At 42.2% G+C, this 16,449-nt stretch carries 10 protein-coding genes; 6 read left to right on the top strand and 4 right to left on the bottom strand.

Annotation, left to right across the window (positions count from 1 at the left end):
- Positions 1-370: 370 nt before the first annotated feature.
- A complete protein-coding gene (locus IEY48_RS19425) occupies positions 371-643 on the bottom strand; it encodes an HU family DNA-binding protein (protein WP_188923213.1) in 273 nt (90 codons plus the stop codon).
- Positions 644-911: 268 nt separating this feature from the next.
- Here IEY48_RS19425 and IEY48_RS19420 point away from each other — a divergent pair, with 268 nt between their 5' ends.
- The 3 genes from IEY48_RS19420 (at position 912) to rplY (ending at position 3,576) form a co-directional block, all read left to right on the top strand.
- Complete coding sequence (locus IEY48_RS19420; protein WP_188923212.1) at positions 912-2,333, top strand: L,D-transpeptidase family protein; 1,422 nt, start codon at positions 912-914, stop codon at positions 2,331-2,333.
- A 287-nt stretch (positions 2,334-2,620) separates the two neighbouring features.
- Entirely contained in the window at positions 2,621-3,172 is a 552-nt protein-coding gene (mepK, locus tag IEY48_RS19415) for a peptidoglycan L,D-endopeptidase MepK (RefSeq protein ID WP_188923211.1), read from the top strand.
- 116 nt (positions 3,173-3,288) lie between these two features.
- Positions 3,289-3,576, top strand: coding sequence for a 50S ribosomal protein L25 (rplY, locus tag IEY48_RS19410; protein WP_188923210.1), 288 nt, complete (start codon positions 3,289-3,291; stop codon positions 3,574-3,576).
- A gap of 64 nt (positions 3,577-3,640) precedes the next feature.
- Here the strand turns inward: rplY and tamB are convergent, their stop codons facing one another.
- Both tamB and IEY48_RS19400 read right to left on the bottom strand, forming a co-directional pair.
- Positions 3,641-7,507, bottom strand: a complete 3,867-nt coding sequence (tamB, locus tag IEY48_RS19405; RefSeq protein WP_188923209.1) for an autotransporter assembly complex protein TamB — start codon at positions 7,505-7,507, stop codon at positions 3,641-3,643.
- Entirely contained in the window at positions 7,504-9,294 is a 1,791-nt protein-coding gene (locus tag IEY48_RS19400) for an autotransporter assembly complex protein TamA (protein WP_188923215.1), read from the bottom strand. Before IEY48_RS19400 ends, tamB begins: the two co-directional genes overlap by 4 nt.
- Positions 9,295-9,504: 210 nt before the next feature.
- Between IEY48_RS19400 and IEY48_RS19395 the strand changes: the two genes are divergently transcribed.
- The 3 genes from IEY48_RS19395 (at position 9,505) to hrpA (ending at position 15,047) form a co-directional block, all read left to right on the top strand.
- On the top strand, positions 9,505-10,536 hold the full coding sequence (locus IEY48_RS19395) for an isoaspartyl peptidase/L-asparaginase family protein (RefSeq protein WP_188923208.1): 1,032 nt from the start codon (positions 9,505-9,507) through the stop codon (positions 10,534-10,536).
- 140 nt (positions 10,537-10,676) lie between these two features.
- On the top strand, positions 10,677-11,093 hold the full coding sequence (locus tag IEY48_RS19390; protein ID WP_188923207.1) for a CBS domain-containing protein: 417 nt from the start codon (positions 10,677-10,679) through the stop codon (positions 11,091-11,093).
- Positions 11,094-11,171: 78 nt separating this feature from the next.
- Positions 11,172-15,047 (top strand): ATP-dependent RNA helicase HrpA, encoded by a 3,876-nt coding sequence (gene hrpA / locus IEY48_RS19385; RefSeq protein ID WP_188923206.1) that lies wholly within the window; start codon positions 11,172-11,174, stop codon positions 15,045-15,047.
- Positions 15,048-15,633: 586 nt separating this feature from the next.
- Here hrpA and IEY48_RS19380 read toward each other — a convergent pair.
- Positions 15,634-16,041, bottom strand: a complete 408-nt coding sequence (locus IEY48_RS19380; RefSeq protein WP_229786592.1) for a hypothetical protein — start codon at positions 16,039-16,041, stop codon at positions 15,634-15,636.
- Positions 16,042-16,449 lie beyond the last annotated feature (408 nt).

Genomic DNA, 16,449 nt, shown 5'->3' with positions numbered 1-16,449 from the left:
ATCCAGAGCGATGGTCAAAAGAAGAGCGAAACTGGCAACCAATAGGCGCTGTGGCGTTAAATCCAGAGCAACATAAAGAAGTTGCTTAACAATTTAGGCGACAACTGTCTTGAAAAACGCCGGTATCTGAATTTAATAAAATGTTTGGATTTATTACAAGCCAAATTATTCACAGATGTCTCCTTTTATTCTATTTTTATTAGGAGTGATTAATTATGAAAGCCTCTAACATTTGGAGGCTTGAATGTTGTTATGCTATTGATTTAAATCTTAAATCAAGATTAACTTTGTGAAGGTGTAGTTATTTAAAATCGCTGAAAGTTTAACTAAATTAGTTAACCATTCTTTCCATAAGGTTTAGAATTGTTCATTATTTGAGTAATGCCTTTAATGCTGGTGAAGCTTTAAAGCTTGGTTGATTAAATCCGTCAATCTCGATGGCTTCACCCGTTTGTGGATTTCGGCCAGTTTTAGGTAAATGGAAACGTAATTCGAATGTACCAAATTGAGGAATATAGATTTTCTCGCCTTCCGATAAACCTTGATGAATGACGTGTAAAATTTGCTCAAGCTGTGGTTTGGCTTGAGTTTGAGGGATATCCAGTTGGCTTGCCATCGATTGGATAAGTTGTTTTTTATTCATTGGTTCCTCTACGCTTAAAGACTGCAGCGCACCTTATATCAATTCATATTCACTGTTCCTAGTTGTCTATTCATTATTTAATGTTAACTGGTTATTTTTTATGTGTTTGCTTGATTAATACACTCTTAGGTAACGCTTTGGTATGAAGTTTTGTTGCTTAAATGTATCTGTCATTCAAAGGTGATATTTTTTGCCATAATCAATTTAGCGATTTAACCATGATGTGAAACGTGACAATATGGAGGTGTAATGGCGGATGGGGAAGTGCATGCTTAACAAATCGAAGCGCTCAGTCGTTGTGAGTATCATCAGTTTATGGCTGATGTGTTTGCTACCCTCTTCATTGGCTCAAGCCTCTGAGCAATACAAAAATTTAACTCAACACCTATTACTGCAATATTTAGCTGAGCCCACGGCTGAGCGTGAAAAATACCTCGCCATTTTGCAAACAGGCTCTGCTGCTCAGCAATTAGAATACATCGATAATATTCAACAAAGTGTTGCTGATTTTTGGCATAAAAAACAAGTATTATTGCCATTTGATACGTTAGACCGTCATGCATCTGTGATTGATAAAAATATAGCCTTGGAACCTGCAGTAGATGATTACCTTGGGGTCATAAATTATCTGCGTAAGTTTATGTGGTTAGCTGAAACACAAGAGTGGCAAGCAATTGAGCCTGGCGGCTTACTGCGACCCGGTGATGGGCATCCTAGTATCAAGCAAATTAGTCAGCGCCTGTGGTTACTCGGTGACGCCAATGAATACCTTGCTGATGAAGTGGTGTATTTGCCCGCTTTAGCTAAGAGTGTACAGCGTTTTCAGTCTCGTCATGGTTTAAAGGCCGATGCTGTTATTGGCCCAAGAACCTTATTTTGGTTAAACCAAACTCCTCAACAACGGGCAACAATATTAGCCAAAAGTTTTGTGGAAAAAACCACCTATCTGAGTCAGTTACCGCAGCCTTATTTGTTGGTTAATATCCCCGCATTTCAAATGGCGTTAGTCGACAAAGATCAGGTGGTGTTGTCATCGAAAGTGATTGTCGGAAAGCCGTATCGACAAACCCCGCAGATGACAGGACAAATATCGAATATCATTATTAACCCGACTTGGACAGTGCCAAGGCAATTGCTGACCCAAGATATTCTGCCGCATGTGAGACAAAACGGTCATTACTTTACTGACAAACATTTTGATGTGTTTGATTATGAGGGTAATCGAGTTGATTTTACACCGCAGCAATGGCAGCAAGAGGCCAGAGGACGCTTTCCTTATCGAGTGGTGCAACGCCCTGGTGGTGATAATGCGCTAGGTCGATATAAATTTCATTTTAATAATGATCAAAACATCTATTTACATGACACTCCAAGCAAGTCTTTATTTGCTCAATCAGATCGTGATTTATCGTCTGGATGTGTGCGTATTGAAAAAATACAGTTGTTGGCCGATTGGTTTGCTAATCGTTTGGTTATCGATAAGCGTACCTGGAAACGCTTACAGCCTAATTACACTCAAACTCAGTGGTTTGCTTTGTCGTCGACTTTACCTGTACACATGGTGTATTGGCCAGCTTGGGTAGATGAACAACACCTTGCTCAGTATCGCGATGATATTTATCAATTGATACCTCCCCAATCTCTGAACTTGTTAAGTCAAAAAGAACACCCTAAAGGTGTCGTGCAATAACGATGGCACTAACCGAAACCGTAAAACGACACGATAACTGTTTAAATGAAGCAAAGTTAATGAACATCTTGTTTTAGCTAACCGCTTGAGCGGTATCACACTATTACCCCTATTTTTGTGTCAATCGACTATCCCTACATTACCAGACTTGCATTTATCGGTATTAATGTTTAATTTACTCATCAGTTGGATAAAAAAGCAACAATGCGAATTTAGCGTTGTGATGACGAAAATCGTGCTTTAATAGCCGATAAGTAATGTAAATTAGTAATTAAAGTGGTGTGTAAATGACAATTGAGTGCATAACTCGTCGGCAAGTTTTATTGGGCTTAAGCGGTGCCGCTGTGGCAACTATGTTGCCCAATACCGCGCAAGCAAGCCGTTCTACTCACGGTGTTAAAGACCTTCATTTCTATAATCGCCATACAGGCGAAAGCAGCCAAGGTAGTTTTTGGGTTGATGGCCAATATCAAGCAGACATTTTGACTGAGTTTAATCAGGTGCTACGCGATCATCGCCAAAATGTAGCTGCGCCTATAGATAAGCGATTATTTGAGTATTTGTATAAATTGCAGCTTACCTTAAATAATGAAGATGAAATCCATGTTATTTCAGCTTATCGTTCACCTAAAACCAACAAGATGTTAGCGTCGAAAAGTAATGGCGTTGCCAAAAAGAGTTACCACATGAAAGGTATGGCGATGGATATTGCGATTCCAGGTGTGAGCACTAAAAACCTTCGCGACGCGGCGGTGTCTTTAAAGCTTGGAGGTGTTGGTTTTTATCCTCGTGATGGCTTTATTCATGTCGATTGTGGACCGGTGAGGCGTTGGGGTTAACATTCACTTGTGAGGCGCTAATGGTTATGGTAATATCCGCGCGCTTTATTTGAGTCATCGTTGGTCGAAAATGATGGCGCCTTTATACTTTTATTATTAAGTGAGTGACTAATCTTATGTCTTACACATTCAACGCACAAACCCGCACTGAAATCGGGAAAGGTTCGAGCCGCCGCCTACGTCATGCTGGTCAAGTTCCTGCAGTTATCTATGGTGCTGGTCAAGAGCCTGTATCAATCCAGATGGCACACAAAGATGTCATCAACCTTCAATTAAATGATGATTTCTACACTTCTGATTTGACTATCGTTTTAGATGGTAAAGAAATCAAAGTACGTGTACAAGCTGTACAACGTCACGCGTTCAAGCCAATGATTGAACACTTTGACTTCAAATTCGCTTAATTGCTAATTTGAAAGAAAAAGCGCCTAAGGGCGCTTTTTTTGTGTTTTAATTTTATGCTAGAACCTAGTCGATTTCGAAGCTGTAGTAAATGTCTAACGATTGGCTCAAGGTACTTGATACACTCTCTAGATACAGTTGTGATAATAAATAATAGCGTACGGTCATCTCATACCCAGGGTTAAATACACCTACACCGTATTTAATCATTAAATCTTCACCAATATAGCCGCTCACGGCAACCTTACCGTCATCATTGGTATCTAGTTGTACATTAGAGAAACCAAATTTCTCAATGAGTCCTGTCGCAGTACTGCCGATGCTGTTCATGGCGCCACCATCAAATTGGGCTCCTAAGCTGAGTGCCGCGCCCATCATCAATGAGTTGCTTTGTTCATTTGAGGTAGAGGTAAAACCTTTACCAGTTAAAATATAAGATAGTACTTCAGCTTGCTCTTTGACCGGGCTTGAAAACAATGTCACAACCGGACGCATTGGGGTGCCGGTGACTCTTACGCCTGCGGTGATATCTTCATCTTTAATGTCGCGGGTGGCTTCAATATTCAGATTAGGCACGGATGTTGGACCGACAAACTGAACCTCACCAGTATCGATAGTGAGTGTTTGCCCCATAAATTTGTAACTGCCATTAGTGACCTTAATATCGCCAAATAACATTGGCGGTTTAAAGGCTTGTTGTTGTAATAATAAATTACCAGAAAGCTTTCCTTTGAGGCCCATACCATCAATGGTGAGGTTTTTACCAACATTGACTTTCACATCTGCTGTAATGGCATACGGGCTGGTTTTCACCGTCATTTCAGAAATAGAGTCGTTAAACACCACATCATTTGATACTGCGATGCCGCCTTCTGCTAGCGGGACAATTTTAATTTGCCCTGATGGCACATTTACTTGGCCTTTAACGGCAAAGAGTTTCTCATCAAACGTCATGTTTATGTCAGGGGAGACATTTAAAATTGCCATTGGCGGCTGAATAACCGCTAAATTGCTGCCTTTAACATTAATGTCACCACTAAACTGGCCTTGTGGCCACGTCAAAGTGCCCTTGGTGCTTACTTCACCATCGCCCATATGCCATTGGCCACTCAGTTGTCCTTGTTGACCTTCAAGCGCTAAAGACAGGTACAGTTTGTCAATCAATGTTGGGTTAGATGAGAGGGCAAGTGCACCGTCACTGAGCTTAATGTTGCCCGATGCGCGTGGGTCCATAAGCGAGCCATTTAAGGTTAATCGGCTGGACAGCATGCCTTCTAAGGTTGCCAGCCTTGGGAAAAACTCACCAAATGGGGCCAAGTTTAATTCATTAATATCAATGTTACCTTGCAGTGTTCTGTCTGGAGTAATGTTGACACTCAGTTGGCTCTGCCAATTAGCAATACCAGATGAATTAAAGCTAAGGTTACTGGTGACCTGTTTTTCGTCAAGTGATGCATGCAGTAATAATTGTTGGTAATCAATGCTTACGGGTTTGGTTTTGGCGCGGGTGAGGGTAATATTGCCTGGCATTAAGGTAAACTGTAAGTCAACAGTTGGCTTTTTGCCTTTGGCCCAATTCACTTCGCTGGTGAGGGCTGCTTGGCCATCCCAGGTGATTTTTTTTGATAAAATTGGCGCCAGTAACTGCCCTGGGTTTCCTGAGAAATTAATGTTTGCTTGCCCCGTGTGACCTAAACTGATGTCGTTAACTAAGCAAAGCTTATTGTGTGGGTGCACGAGGCAAAAGCGACTGAGGTTGCCACTTTGTTTTGACTGGTCCCAGTTTATGCTAATTGGGTTGTCCTGTTGCCACATACCAAGTGCATTAGCCATATCGAACTGAGTTAACGTGCCCTTGAATAGCTGTTTATTTAGATCGCTGGAGCTGGCCAATTGGCTGTTAATCACAATATCACCGAGGGTTGTCAGTGTGGTTTGTTGCTGATGTTGATCACCTTCGCTGTGTAAGGTAAGTTCGCTTAATTTGTAATTATTCCAAAACAACAATGAGTTTTTCATGTCGATACTGTAGCGATGTTGCTCATAAGGTCGATAATTGGCAACCAATGACACGTTATCGATTTTACTGCCGCTGTAACTTAACTTATTAATTTGCGCATCGACATCCACAATCGGATTAGCACTATTACCACTGACATCGACCTTGGCATATATACTACCGCGGCCGCCTTTAAGCCATTGTTTTAAATCGGGTACGTTGAGTTCAGCATCGATATCCCAAATCGTGTCGGCGGTGCCGTTTACGATTAAATGTGCTCCTAGTGCGTGTGCTTGCAAGTTATCTGCATTGACTGCGAGCGCCTGGTTAATTGTAATATTGCCTTGTAGATTAAGTGGGTAGCCATTAAGTCGTCCGCTAAGGTCTGCCTGTTCAATCGCCAATTGCCAGTCGTTTTTACTCACCACGCCCTGGCTGGTAAAGCGGCCACTAAATAGGCTTGTCATTGGGGTAGATTGAGTGAGGTAGTCGATATGCTGCAGCTTAATATCATTGGTTATTACGTTTGCTTGCCAGTTGAGATCATTTTTGTAGGATAACTGGCCATCTAAATCTACGTTACCGGCAATAGATTTTACACTTAACTGATTAACTTTAAGTGTTTTATTACGATTATCAATATCGGCAACAATATCAAGGTTAGGGTGATAAGGGGTGGTCAATTGCCCCTGTAGTTTGGCTATTTGGTCGTGTAAATTCCCCTTACTAGTTAACTGTTTTATTTGGGTTATATACTGTGGTTGCAGCATTGGCCATTGTAAATAGGCATCGTTAAGCTCGAGCTGGTAAGCAAGTTGTGCTGAGGTGAGGTCTACAGTTGCAGCCAAATTAAATCGATTATCACCTTTGGCGATGGCATTAATATTTAGCTGAGATAAATCTTGAGTTAACTCAAGACGTAAGCTGTGATTGGTTAATCCGGGCAATTCAGTCACGTCTTTGATATTAGCCTGGAGTTTGAGGGTTAGCGGATAGTGATGTTCAAACGCGAGATCACCAATAACCGTCAAATCACCATAATCATGTTCGATGTCTAATTGACTAATACTCAGCTGGAACGCCCTAAAACTAGCCCCTAATCTGATGAGGCTAAAATGATCAATGCGCTCCCCAATAATCAGCTGACTTTGTGTTGCCTCGAACTGTTTTACTTTTAGCGGAAATGGCATATGTATTTGTGGCAAGCTGGCTAATGGCCAGTCGTTTTCGCTGCTGTCGTCTTCCTGCTCTTGTTGGTTTGGCGTTGAGTTAGTTGGAATGTTAACCATCAAACCTAAGCTGCTTAATCGGTCAACTTGCAATCCGCTTTCATTCCAAATGGCTTCTGTTGCTAACTCATCAGCGTGAAAGGTCATCTGATTAACAGTGACATCAACTTGTTTAAATTGCGCTTTATTTAGGCTTATCGTAATGGGTAATAGCAACTCTTGGTGGCTGGGTTGTTCAGGGGCTATGGCTTCTTCGGATTGCGCACTATGAGGAATATCATCTGTGACAATATCAACGCTAAGCTTTGATGCAGAGAGGTTTGACACGCACACCTGGCTGTTAATAAGGCAAGTAGGTACCCAATTAAGTTCAACGTCTTGCGCTGCAACACTGATGCCGGGCATTGACCATGTTAATTGGTCTAACTTTAAGTCGTCATTAAGTGTGCCTGAATGATAGTGAGCGGTTATATCGCTAACAAATTGATTAACTAGCACAACCGTCACTTTACTGCCAAAAGGTGTACCAATTAGTACCGCGATCAGCATTAACAATACCAGTGGTACATAGACCAAAATGCGGGTGTAGAGCTTAATTGAACGCCATATTTTGGCTTGTAAACTCAACGGCACACGCTTTTGTTTTGTTGTGGCTTGTGTGGGTTCATCCACTGGTGGGGGTTGTGGTGTTGTTTTGTCTATCATAAGTCTGTCCCCATGGTTAAATGGAAACGATAAGAGCGCGCAACCGTTTCGGTTTCTTTTAAACCAAAACCTAAATCCAGTTTAATCGGCCCAATAGGGGAAATCCAATGAACGCCGCCGCCAACAGCAACAACGGGTTCAAGTTGACCAGTATCAAAAGCATTACCGGCATCCACAAAGCTGGCGACTCGCCAGGTAGGGGTTAAATAATATTGATATTCGATACTTCCCACCGCCAAATAACGTCCACCGACAACCTGACGAGATAAGCCGCCATCGCTATTGGTATAGTCGATATAAGGGCCAAGTTCTTGATAGCTGTAACCGCGAATACTTTGATCGCCACCGGCAAAATAACGTAAAGAGGGTGGGATTTGGCTAATGTCATTATCACTGGCAATGTTGGCTCCTAAATCAATGCGCGCCACAAAACGGTGATTATCGAATATCGTTTCTATCCACTTAAAGCGAGCCTGTAAACGGGCTAAACGGATGGTCGATCCTAAAGACGGATCGGCATATTGCACGCTGTAAGTTTGGCGAAAGCCCGATTTGGGATCCAATGTATTATCGCCACGGATTGTTTTGGTGAGGTTAAAACCCATTAAATAAAAGCGCGGATCATAATCGATATCTTCTTGCTCATAAAATTCTCTAATGGACTCAAGAGAGTAGCCATATAACCAATTGTGCTGCGAGCGTAATTGCCTAGACAAACCGAGTAGATATTTTTCTGACTCTAATTGGCCTGTATCCTCAAAAGACCGACTGTCTTCGTCATAATCTTGAGTCACACCATAAGTGTCGCGTAACAAACCGACTTTTATTTTTAGCTGATCTTTTAACGGATGACTCAATGGAATGGTGTAGGTGGTTAAGATTTTAGGTCGCTCAGGAGACCATTCTGCCGTGGTTTCTTGAAAGTGACCATAACGGTTAATTTGCGGGGTCCGCCATGTGAGTTTTACCCTAGGCTCAAAGGTGTCTTCGGTACTGTTACCAATGTCAGCACCTAAACCCACTTCAATTAAATGGCTTGCTCTTGGGCTTAACTCTACTTTTATAGGGACAAGACCGCCGTCGACTTTATCGATTTGTGGCAAGACTTTAATGTTACTAAAGTAACCTGTATCTAATAGGTTACGGTTAAATTCGGTTAATTGCTGAGTTGCGTAGGGGGCAGAGGCATCAAACGGAATTAACGCTTCTAGTACGTCTTCATTCAATGTACTGCCATTAAAATCGACTTCTCCGAACACATAACGTTTACCGGAATCAAACTGCAAATTGATTTGTGCGGTATTTAAATCACGATTGATGCTGATTTCTGAGCGAGTATATTGGCCATCAAAATACCCTCTTGCCAGTGCAAGGGTAACCAATTGTGATTTTATTGAATCATATACCCCATGATTTAAGGTGTCACCGGGCTTTATTTTCAGGGTGTTTAGCCATAAAGCAAACATGTCATCTTGCAGCATGTCACCAGTAAAATTAATATCAACCCATTGAATAATAACCGGATCACCAGGAGTAATATTGAGATTAAGCTCCCAGGGGCCAGACTCAGTTTCGTTAATATCAATATCGACAATGCCATGGTAATAGCCCATCGATTCTAAGGCATCCTGAGTGTTGTCCTCGACGGTGAATAAAAACGCTCTGCGTTGCACATCAGAGTTAGGTAAGGTGCCCAGATGTGCATTGATATTATTGGTCAGCTTTTTGTTGGCGCCATTGATGTTCACTTTTAACCAATTTGCGTCAGCCAGCGCAAAACCTGACATCAATAAGGTCAAAAATAATAACAACAACTGGCCAAAAGTAATGCGTTGAGTGGACAAATTAAGCAAATTTTCCAAAAATGATGCTGGCGACATGTGTCACCATGGTTAGAATGCTATTGTCGCTATAAAGATGAAAACTCGCAACAATATCATTGTAATAAGTCAGATAAATGGTTACAAAGATATACGTGTTTCAAGGACTTGCCGATCATGAATAAATTATATTTAACCTTTGCCTTATGTTTAGGGCTTAGCGCTAACAACGCACTTGCTCAACAACAAAGCCCGATCACCATCGCCATTCACGGCGGTGCAGGCACCATATACGCTGCGAACCTGACCGCAGAACAACAAGCGTATCGCGACAAGCTAACTGAAGCGGTTAATCGTGGCTACCAAGTACTAGAACAGGAGGGAGAAAGTGTTGATGCGGTCAAAGCGGCAATTAACATTCTAGAGAATAGCCCATTATTTAATGCCGGGGTTGGTGCTGTGTACACCTTTGATGGTGGCCATGAACTTGATGCTTCTATTATGGACGGTAAAAGCATGAATGCGGGTGCCGTTGCCGGCGTAAAACACATTAAAAATCCGATCGATTTAGCGATATCAGTTATGCATAAATCTCCCCATGTCATGTTGTATGGCGACGGCGCGGAAGAGTTTGCGTTGACCCAACAATTTAGTTTGGTGCCTAATAACCATTTTGATACTGCACATCGTTACTCACAATTACTTGACGCTAAAGCCAGTATTATTGAGGCCGAGCAAGTTAACGGCGGCGATTATCAAGCGTCGGTTAGCCAATTAAAGGCTAATTATAAATACGGTACCGTTGGCGCAGTTGCGCTTGATAAAAAGGGTAATTTGGCTGCCGGGACGTCAACGGGTGGCATGACCGCTAAACGTTTTGGCCGTATCGGTGATTCACCAGTCATTGGCGCGGGTACCTATGCTGAAAATGGTGTATGTGCGGTATCTGCAACCGGTCATGGTGAATACTTTATACGTTACCAAGTGGCTGGCGATATTTGCGCAAAAGTAAAATACCAACAAAAAACCATTATCCAAGCCGCAGACGAGGTGATTAATCAGACCTTAGTGACTGCTGGTGGCACTGGTGGGGTTATCGCGATTGATCAACAAGGTAACATTGCTACGCCATTTAATACTCAAGGAATGTACCGTGCAACTCGTCATCAAGGACAAGAAGCCAAGGTAATGATATGGCGCGAAAACTAATTGTTTTTAACCGATTAAGTTAATCGGTTAAATTTACTGTCCAGATAATTATTCTTGACTAGACTTAAAGCATATCGATTTTAATCGATATGCTTTTTAGGTTTATATGTACATCAATTGTTGTGCATTTTGGGGGTTATATGGATTCGATTAAAATTAAAGATCACATGGATAGACGTCCTGTGTTACTCACTAAAAATATGTCGTTAGCCATTGCCGTTGAGCAACTGCTTACACACAATAAAAGTGGTGCACCGGTTGTAGATGCAAAAGGCGAATTAGTGGGCTTTTTATCACAACAAGATTGTTTAGCTGTGATGTTAAAAAGTAGCTACCACTGCGACATGACCAGTATTGTTGAAGATTGTATGAAAAGTCCGGTGTTATCTGTAGCGCCAGATGACAGTATTTTACAATTAGCTGAACAAATGCTCGGTGCTAAACCTAAAATATACCCAGTAATAAGCAGTGGAAAAGTGATCGGTACCATTAATCGCACCAATGTACTAAAAGCGATGAATACCTATATGCAACAGTGTTATCTCACTCCTGCATAACAATCATCAAAATCAATACCATTATGCTGTTTTCCTTGCTAGGATCGCTTTTTTTCGATGTAAGCAAGGGAATCAGATTTGAATTCGGACCTTCACCCGCTCTCTAAGGCGTATCTCAATCTTTGTTATCAAACCGATGCGGCAAAAATCCGTCGTCGCTTATTTCGTATCAATAAAGAAGCTGAGTCTGAAAAAAAATCTCAAACGTTAGCGCAACTCACCGAAGAGTCAAAAAAAGCCTACGCCAAAGCGCAGCAACGTTTGCAAGCAAGACCTGCTGTTAGTTACCCAGACGAACTGCCCGTATCGCAAAAGCGTGAAGACATTGCTTCAGCCATTGCCAATAACCAGGTGGTGATTGTCGCCGGTGAAACGGGGTCAGGTAAAACCACTCAGCTACCTAAAATTTGCTTAGAATTAGGCTTAGGAACACGCGGCCTTATTGGACACACTCAGCCACGTCGTTTAGCTGCTCGCAGTGTTGCAAATCGGGTTGCCGATGAGCTTAATAGCCCATTAGGTGAGGTTGTTGGTTTTAAAGTCCGTTTTGCCGATGCCATTAGCGATAACAGTTATGTAAAGCTGATGACCGACGGGATCTTGCTGGCGGAGCTCACTTCAGATCGTTTTTTAAATCAATATGACGCCATCATTATCGATGAAGCCCATGAGCGCAGTCTTAACATTGATTTTATCTTAGGCTACCTAAAGCAAGTACTGAAAAAACGCCCCGATTTAAAAGTCATTATTACCTCGGCAACCATCGATGTTGAGCGTTTTTCTAAGCATTTTAATAATGCCCCGGTTATAGAAGTATCAGGCCGTACCTATGCAGTAGAAACCCGATACCGGCCACTGGTACGTGATAACGACGCTGATTTAGATGTTAGCGACGGCATTTTTGCTGCGGTCGATGAATTAATCGCTGAAGGTCCCGGCGATATTTTGATATTTATGAACGGTGAACGCGAAATTCGTGACACAGCCGATTTACTGCGTAAGCAACAATATCGCGACACTGAAATTTTACCCTTGTATGCGCGTTTGTCTTACGGCGAGCAATCTAAGGTGTTTAAAAGCCATATAGGCCGGCGCATAGTGTTAGCCACCAACGTGGCTGAAACCTCATTAACGGTTCCGGGCATTCGCTATGTGATTGACCCAGGTACCGCACGTATTAGTCGTTATAGCTATCGCACTAAAGTACAGCGCTTGCCAATTGAGCCGATATCTCAAGCCAGTGCCAATCAGCGCCAAGGTCGTTGTGGCCGTGTCGGGCCTGGTATTTGTATTCGTCTTTATGATGAAATGGACTTTATTCAGCGTCCTGAATTTACCGACCCTGAAATTTTGCGCACCAACCTGGCTTCGGTTATTTTGCAAATGTTGGCGATTGGCCTTGGCGACATTGCCGGTTTTCCGTTTATTCAGCCGCCCGATCAAAAACATATTCGCGATGGTTTTTTATTGCTCGAAGAATTACAAGCCGTTAAAAAACAGCGTGGCGAATTAGTACTGACTCCATTGGGTAAAGACTTAGCCAAAATCCCGCTTGATCCACGCTTAGCTCGAATGGTTATCGAAGCCAACAAATTGGGCTGTTTGCATGAAGCGTTAGTGATTACCTCAGGTTTGTCTATTCAAGATCCACGTGAGCGCCCCATTGACAAAAAACAAGCAGCCGATGAATGTCATCGCCGCTATGCCGATAAAGACTCAGATTTTGTCAGCTGGGTAAAACTGTGGGATCACGTTAAAGATCAAAAACACGAGTTGTCGGCCAGCCAATTTAGAAAGCAATGTCGCGATGAATACCTCGCTTATTTGCGTGTACGTGAGTGGCAAGATTTATACACCCAGGTCAAACAAGCGGTACACGAGCTAAAATGGCGAGTAAGCGACAATGCCGCCAGTTATGAGCAATTACACAAAGCCATATTGTCTGGCTTGTTAAGTCATATTGGTTTTAAAGGGGAAAACAACGAATATTTAGGTGCCCGTAACCGTAAGTTCTTTGTGTTCCCGGGCTCGCCTTTAGCTAAAAAAGGCCCTAAGTGGATAATGGCCGCAGAGCTTACCGAAACATCGCGTTTGTTTGCTCGTTGCTGTGCCAAAATTGAACCTGAATGGGCCGAGTCTTTAGCCTGTCACTTAGTAAAAAAGAACTACTTAGAACCGCATTTTGAGGCTAAAGCGGGCAGTGTTGTCGCACTTGAAAACCAGGTGTTATATGGCTTAACGATTGTGAATCGCCGCCGGGTGCAATATGGCCCAATTGATGCTGTTGAGGCGCGTGAGATTTTTGTACGCAGCGCATTAGCAGAAGGGCAGTTACAAACCAAAGAAGCGTTTTTTGTTAATAACCAAAAACTGCTTAACGACATCGAATCACTTGAGCATAAGTCGCGTCGACGTGACATTTTGGTCGACGAGCAAGTGCTGGTGGATTTTTATGAGCCACTGATCCCCGCAGGCATTTATAACGCGCCATTGTTTTTTGCCTGGTGGAAAAAAGCCCGTCAACACACCCCTGACTTATTAGATTACAGCAAGGCCTTGTTGATGCAGCGCAGTGCCGATCACATTTCGGCGTTAGACTTTCCTGAGGTGTGGCATAAAGCCAACCTAGGCTTAACGGTGAGCTATCACTTTGAGCCCGGTAATGTTGATGACGGTGTGTCAGTGCATATTCCTGTGGCACTCATAAATCAAATCGATGACAGTGATTTTGATTGGCTTGTGCCAGGGCTGCGTGAAGAAAAGCTGGTGGCACTGATTAAGTCGCTACCGAAAAACTTACGCCGTAATTTTGTGCCAGCACCTGATTATGCCCGTGCCTGTTATCAAGCAATGAAGCCATTTGAACTGCCGATGATTGAATCAATGTGCAAGCAATTGCTGCGCATGAGTGGCGTGCGTATTTCAGCGGACGATTTTGATTTAACCCAAATTACTGAACATCTTAAAATGAACTTTAAGATTGAAGATGATAAAGGTCGCCTGGTGGCGCAAGGGCGGGATTTAGAAACGCTTAAAGGGCAGTTGCAAGGCGTAGTGGCTAAAGCTATCCGTAAGGTGGCAGATAAAGGCATTGAACAGCAAGCGATTACCAGTTGGACATTTGGTGATTTGCCTGTGCAGTATCAGCAACGTAAAGGTAACTACGAGGTTAAAGCCTATCCGGCCCTTATCGATAACAAAACCGACGTGTCGATTAAGCTGTTTGATGATGAGCATGAAGCCTTGCGCCATCATCGAGTGGGCTTACGCCGGTTGTTGTTAATCAATATTCCGTCGCCTGTTAAGCATTTACAAAAAGCACTGCCGAATAAAGCTAAACTTGCGATGTACTTTAATCCGTTTGGCCAGGTGCAAATACTGATTGAAGATATTATCAATGCGGCAGTGCAGCAGTTACTCGATCAAAAGCAATTAGATATTCGTAATGAAGCACAGTTTGAGCAAGCTAAAGAGTGGGTGCGCCAGGAACTCAATCCCACCGCTGAGCAAATCGCCTTAAACGTAGAACAAGTGCTAACCATTTATCAGCGAATAAAAAAACGCTTAAAAGGCAAAATCAGCTTAGACATTGCTTTTGCCATGAGTGACATTCAAACCCAGTTAGAGAGTTTAGTGTACAAAGGCTTTGTCGAAGATTGCGGCTGGCAACGCCTAACCGATGTGGCGCGCTATCTCAAAGCGATTGAAAACCGCTTAGAGAAATTGCCGGTTGATCCCACCCGTGACCGCCTGCATATGCACAGTATCAGTAAAGTACAAGATGCATTAACAGCACAATCGGCTAAGGTGCCTAAATCACAGCCCATGCCACAAGCGTTAATAGAGGCACGTTGGATGATTGAAGAATATCGTGTTTCGTGTTTTGCACAGGTGCTGGGTACTGCGTATCCAATTTCAGAAAAGCGGATTTTAAATCACATTAACCAGGTATAAGTCACTGCGGTTTTCACTCAATTAGTAAGTAGACACTTCTGTTTCTGTACTCTCGATAACACACCGATGTTCGCATGGGCGTGTTATTTTTTTTGAAAGTCTTTCATTATTTCTATCGTAAAACAGTGTTTTTTACTGAAATTGACTCAAAAAACGTACAAAACTGAAAGTTTTCTGTAATTCGCTGTTTGAAACCGAATGGAGTATTGCTATACTCGCCAGCAGAAGAAAGTGATTGGAACTCTTCTCTGTGTAAGGTAAATGTCATCCCTCACATCGATATTGTGTATTGAGAGGTACACAAATCAGTGAACAAAATAAGACAGGCCTTCTCCCCCTACGACCTAGAAATACTGGAGTGATTATGGAAGTTCATGAATACGAAAATGCTTATTACCAAGTAAAAGATGACGTGTTAGAGTCTTTACCTTCTGACGAAGAATAAGATGTTTGAACGAGCATATTAATGTCACGGTATCAATACCAGCACATTAAATACTCCGCGACACAGCAATAAAAATAGCAGCCTAGGCTGCTATTTTTATTGGTTATTTTTTTAATTAATTTTATTGGTTAACTTGTCATATTAACCTTCAATTCTGCCTTTTTCGGGTAGGATTTCAACAATCACCCAAGAGTTGCCTTTTTTATGTAAACGGATAGTGCGATCGTCTACCCACTTGCGGCCACCTTTTAATCCTTCCATTTTTACCACAACGGTAACATCGTCAGTAAATTTACGGAAAAAGTCGATATCAATTTCATCAATCGACATCGTAACTTGTTTCATCGATAACCCGAGTACATGGCGCTGCACTGCCGAAGCAATGTGGTAATGGTCCATCACCTCTGCAATATCTGCGGCCACAAACTGTTTGGCTTTCTGTACATCTTTGTCGATGTAAATGGCTTGAAAAAATCCAAGTGAAACTTGTTCTGGGGTGAGTTTAGGCTGGCCATTTTCAGCCGATTGCTCACACCCGCTGACACACATTAATAACAGTAAGGCAATTAATTTTATTGGGTTTATTTTTAACATAAGCTTATGACAACTCAGTATTTTAACTTTTATATTTTAGCCTAGTATTACTATTTATCACGGCACTGACAAGGACGGTAATCGTTTTATTATTTTGAATGAGTAAAACTTAGCCATAGTGGACAGGATACCATTGAGTTGAAGTTCTGTGACGCATCATTGTATTAACGACACACAAATTAATAGGCGTATTTGTGTAATTAAAACGCAGCTTAGTTATATTTTGCGCAGTTAATCACTGTTCTGGTCTAATTCCATCGGACACTTAATTTTGAGACAGTATGGTCAATAAATTAAGAGGTCGATATGAGTTTAAAAAAATCACATAAGAGTTATCCGCAGGCATTTAAAGATGAAGCAGTA

The organism is Shewanella saliphila (assembly GCF_014648295.1).
GTDB classification, from domain to species: Bacteria; Pseudomonadota; Gammaproteobacteria; order Enterobacterales; family Shewanellaceae; genus Shewanella; species Shewanella saliphila.
This window is presented reverse-complemented; position numbering and strand designations above follow the sequence as displayed.

Bases quoted from the DNA above. Each gene is read 5' to 3' on its own strand.
- IEY48_RS19425 (WP_188923213.1), bottom strand. From the start codon at position 643: ATGAATAAAAAACAACTTATCCAATCGATGGCAAGCCAACTGGATATC.
- IEY48_RS19420 (WP_188923212.1), top strand. From the start codon at position 912: ATGCTTAACAAATCGAAGCGCTCAGTCGTTGTGAGTATCATCAGTTTA.
- mepK (WP_188923211.1), top strand. From the start codon at position 2,621: ATGACAATTGAGTGCATAACTCGTCGGCAAGTTTTATTGGGCTTAAGC.
- rplY (WP_188923210.1), top strand. From the start codon at position 3,289: ATGTCTTACACATTCAACGCACAAACCCGCACTGAAATCGGGAAAGGT.
- tamB (WP_188923209.1), bottom strand. From the start codon at position 7,507: ATGATAGACAAAACAACACCACAACCCCCACCAGTGGATGAACCCACA.
- IEY48_RS19400 (WP_188923215.1), bottom strand. From the start codon at position 9,294: ATGTCAGGTTTTGCGCTGGCTGACGCAAATTGGTTAAAAGTGAACATC.
- IEY48_RS19395 (WP_188923208.1), top strand. From the start codon at position 9,505: ATGAATAAATTATATTTAACCTTTGCCTTATGTTTAGGGCTTAGCGCT.
- IEY48_RS19390 (WP_188923207.1), top strand. From the start codon at position 10,677: ATGGATTCGATTAAAATTAAAGATCACATGGATAGACGTCCTGTGTTA.
- IEY48_RS19380 (WP_229786592.1), bottom strand. From the start codon at position 16,041: ATGTGTGTCAGCGGGTGTGAGCAATCGGCTGAAAATGGCCAGCCTAAA.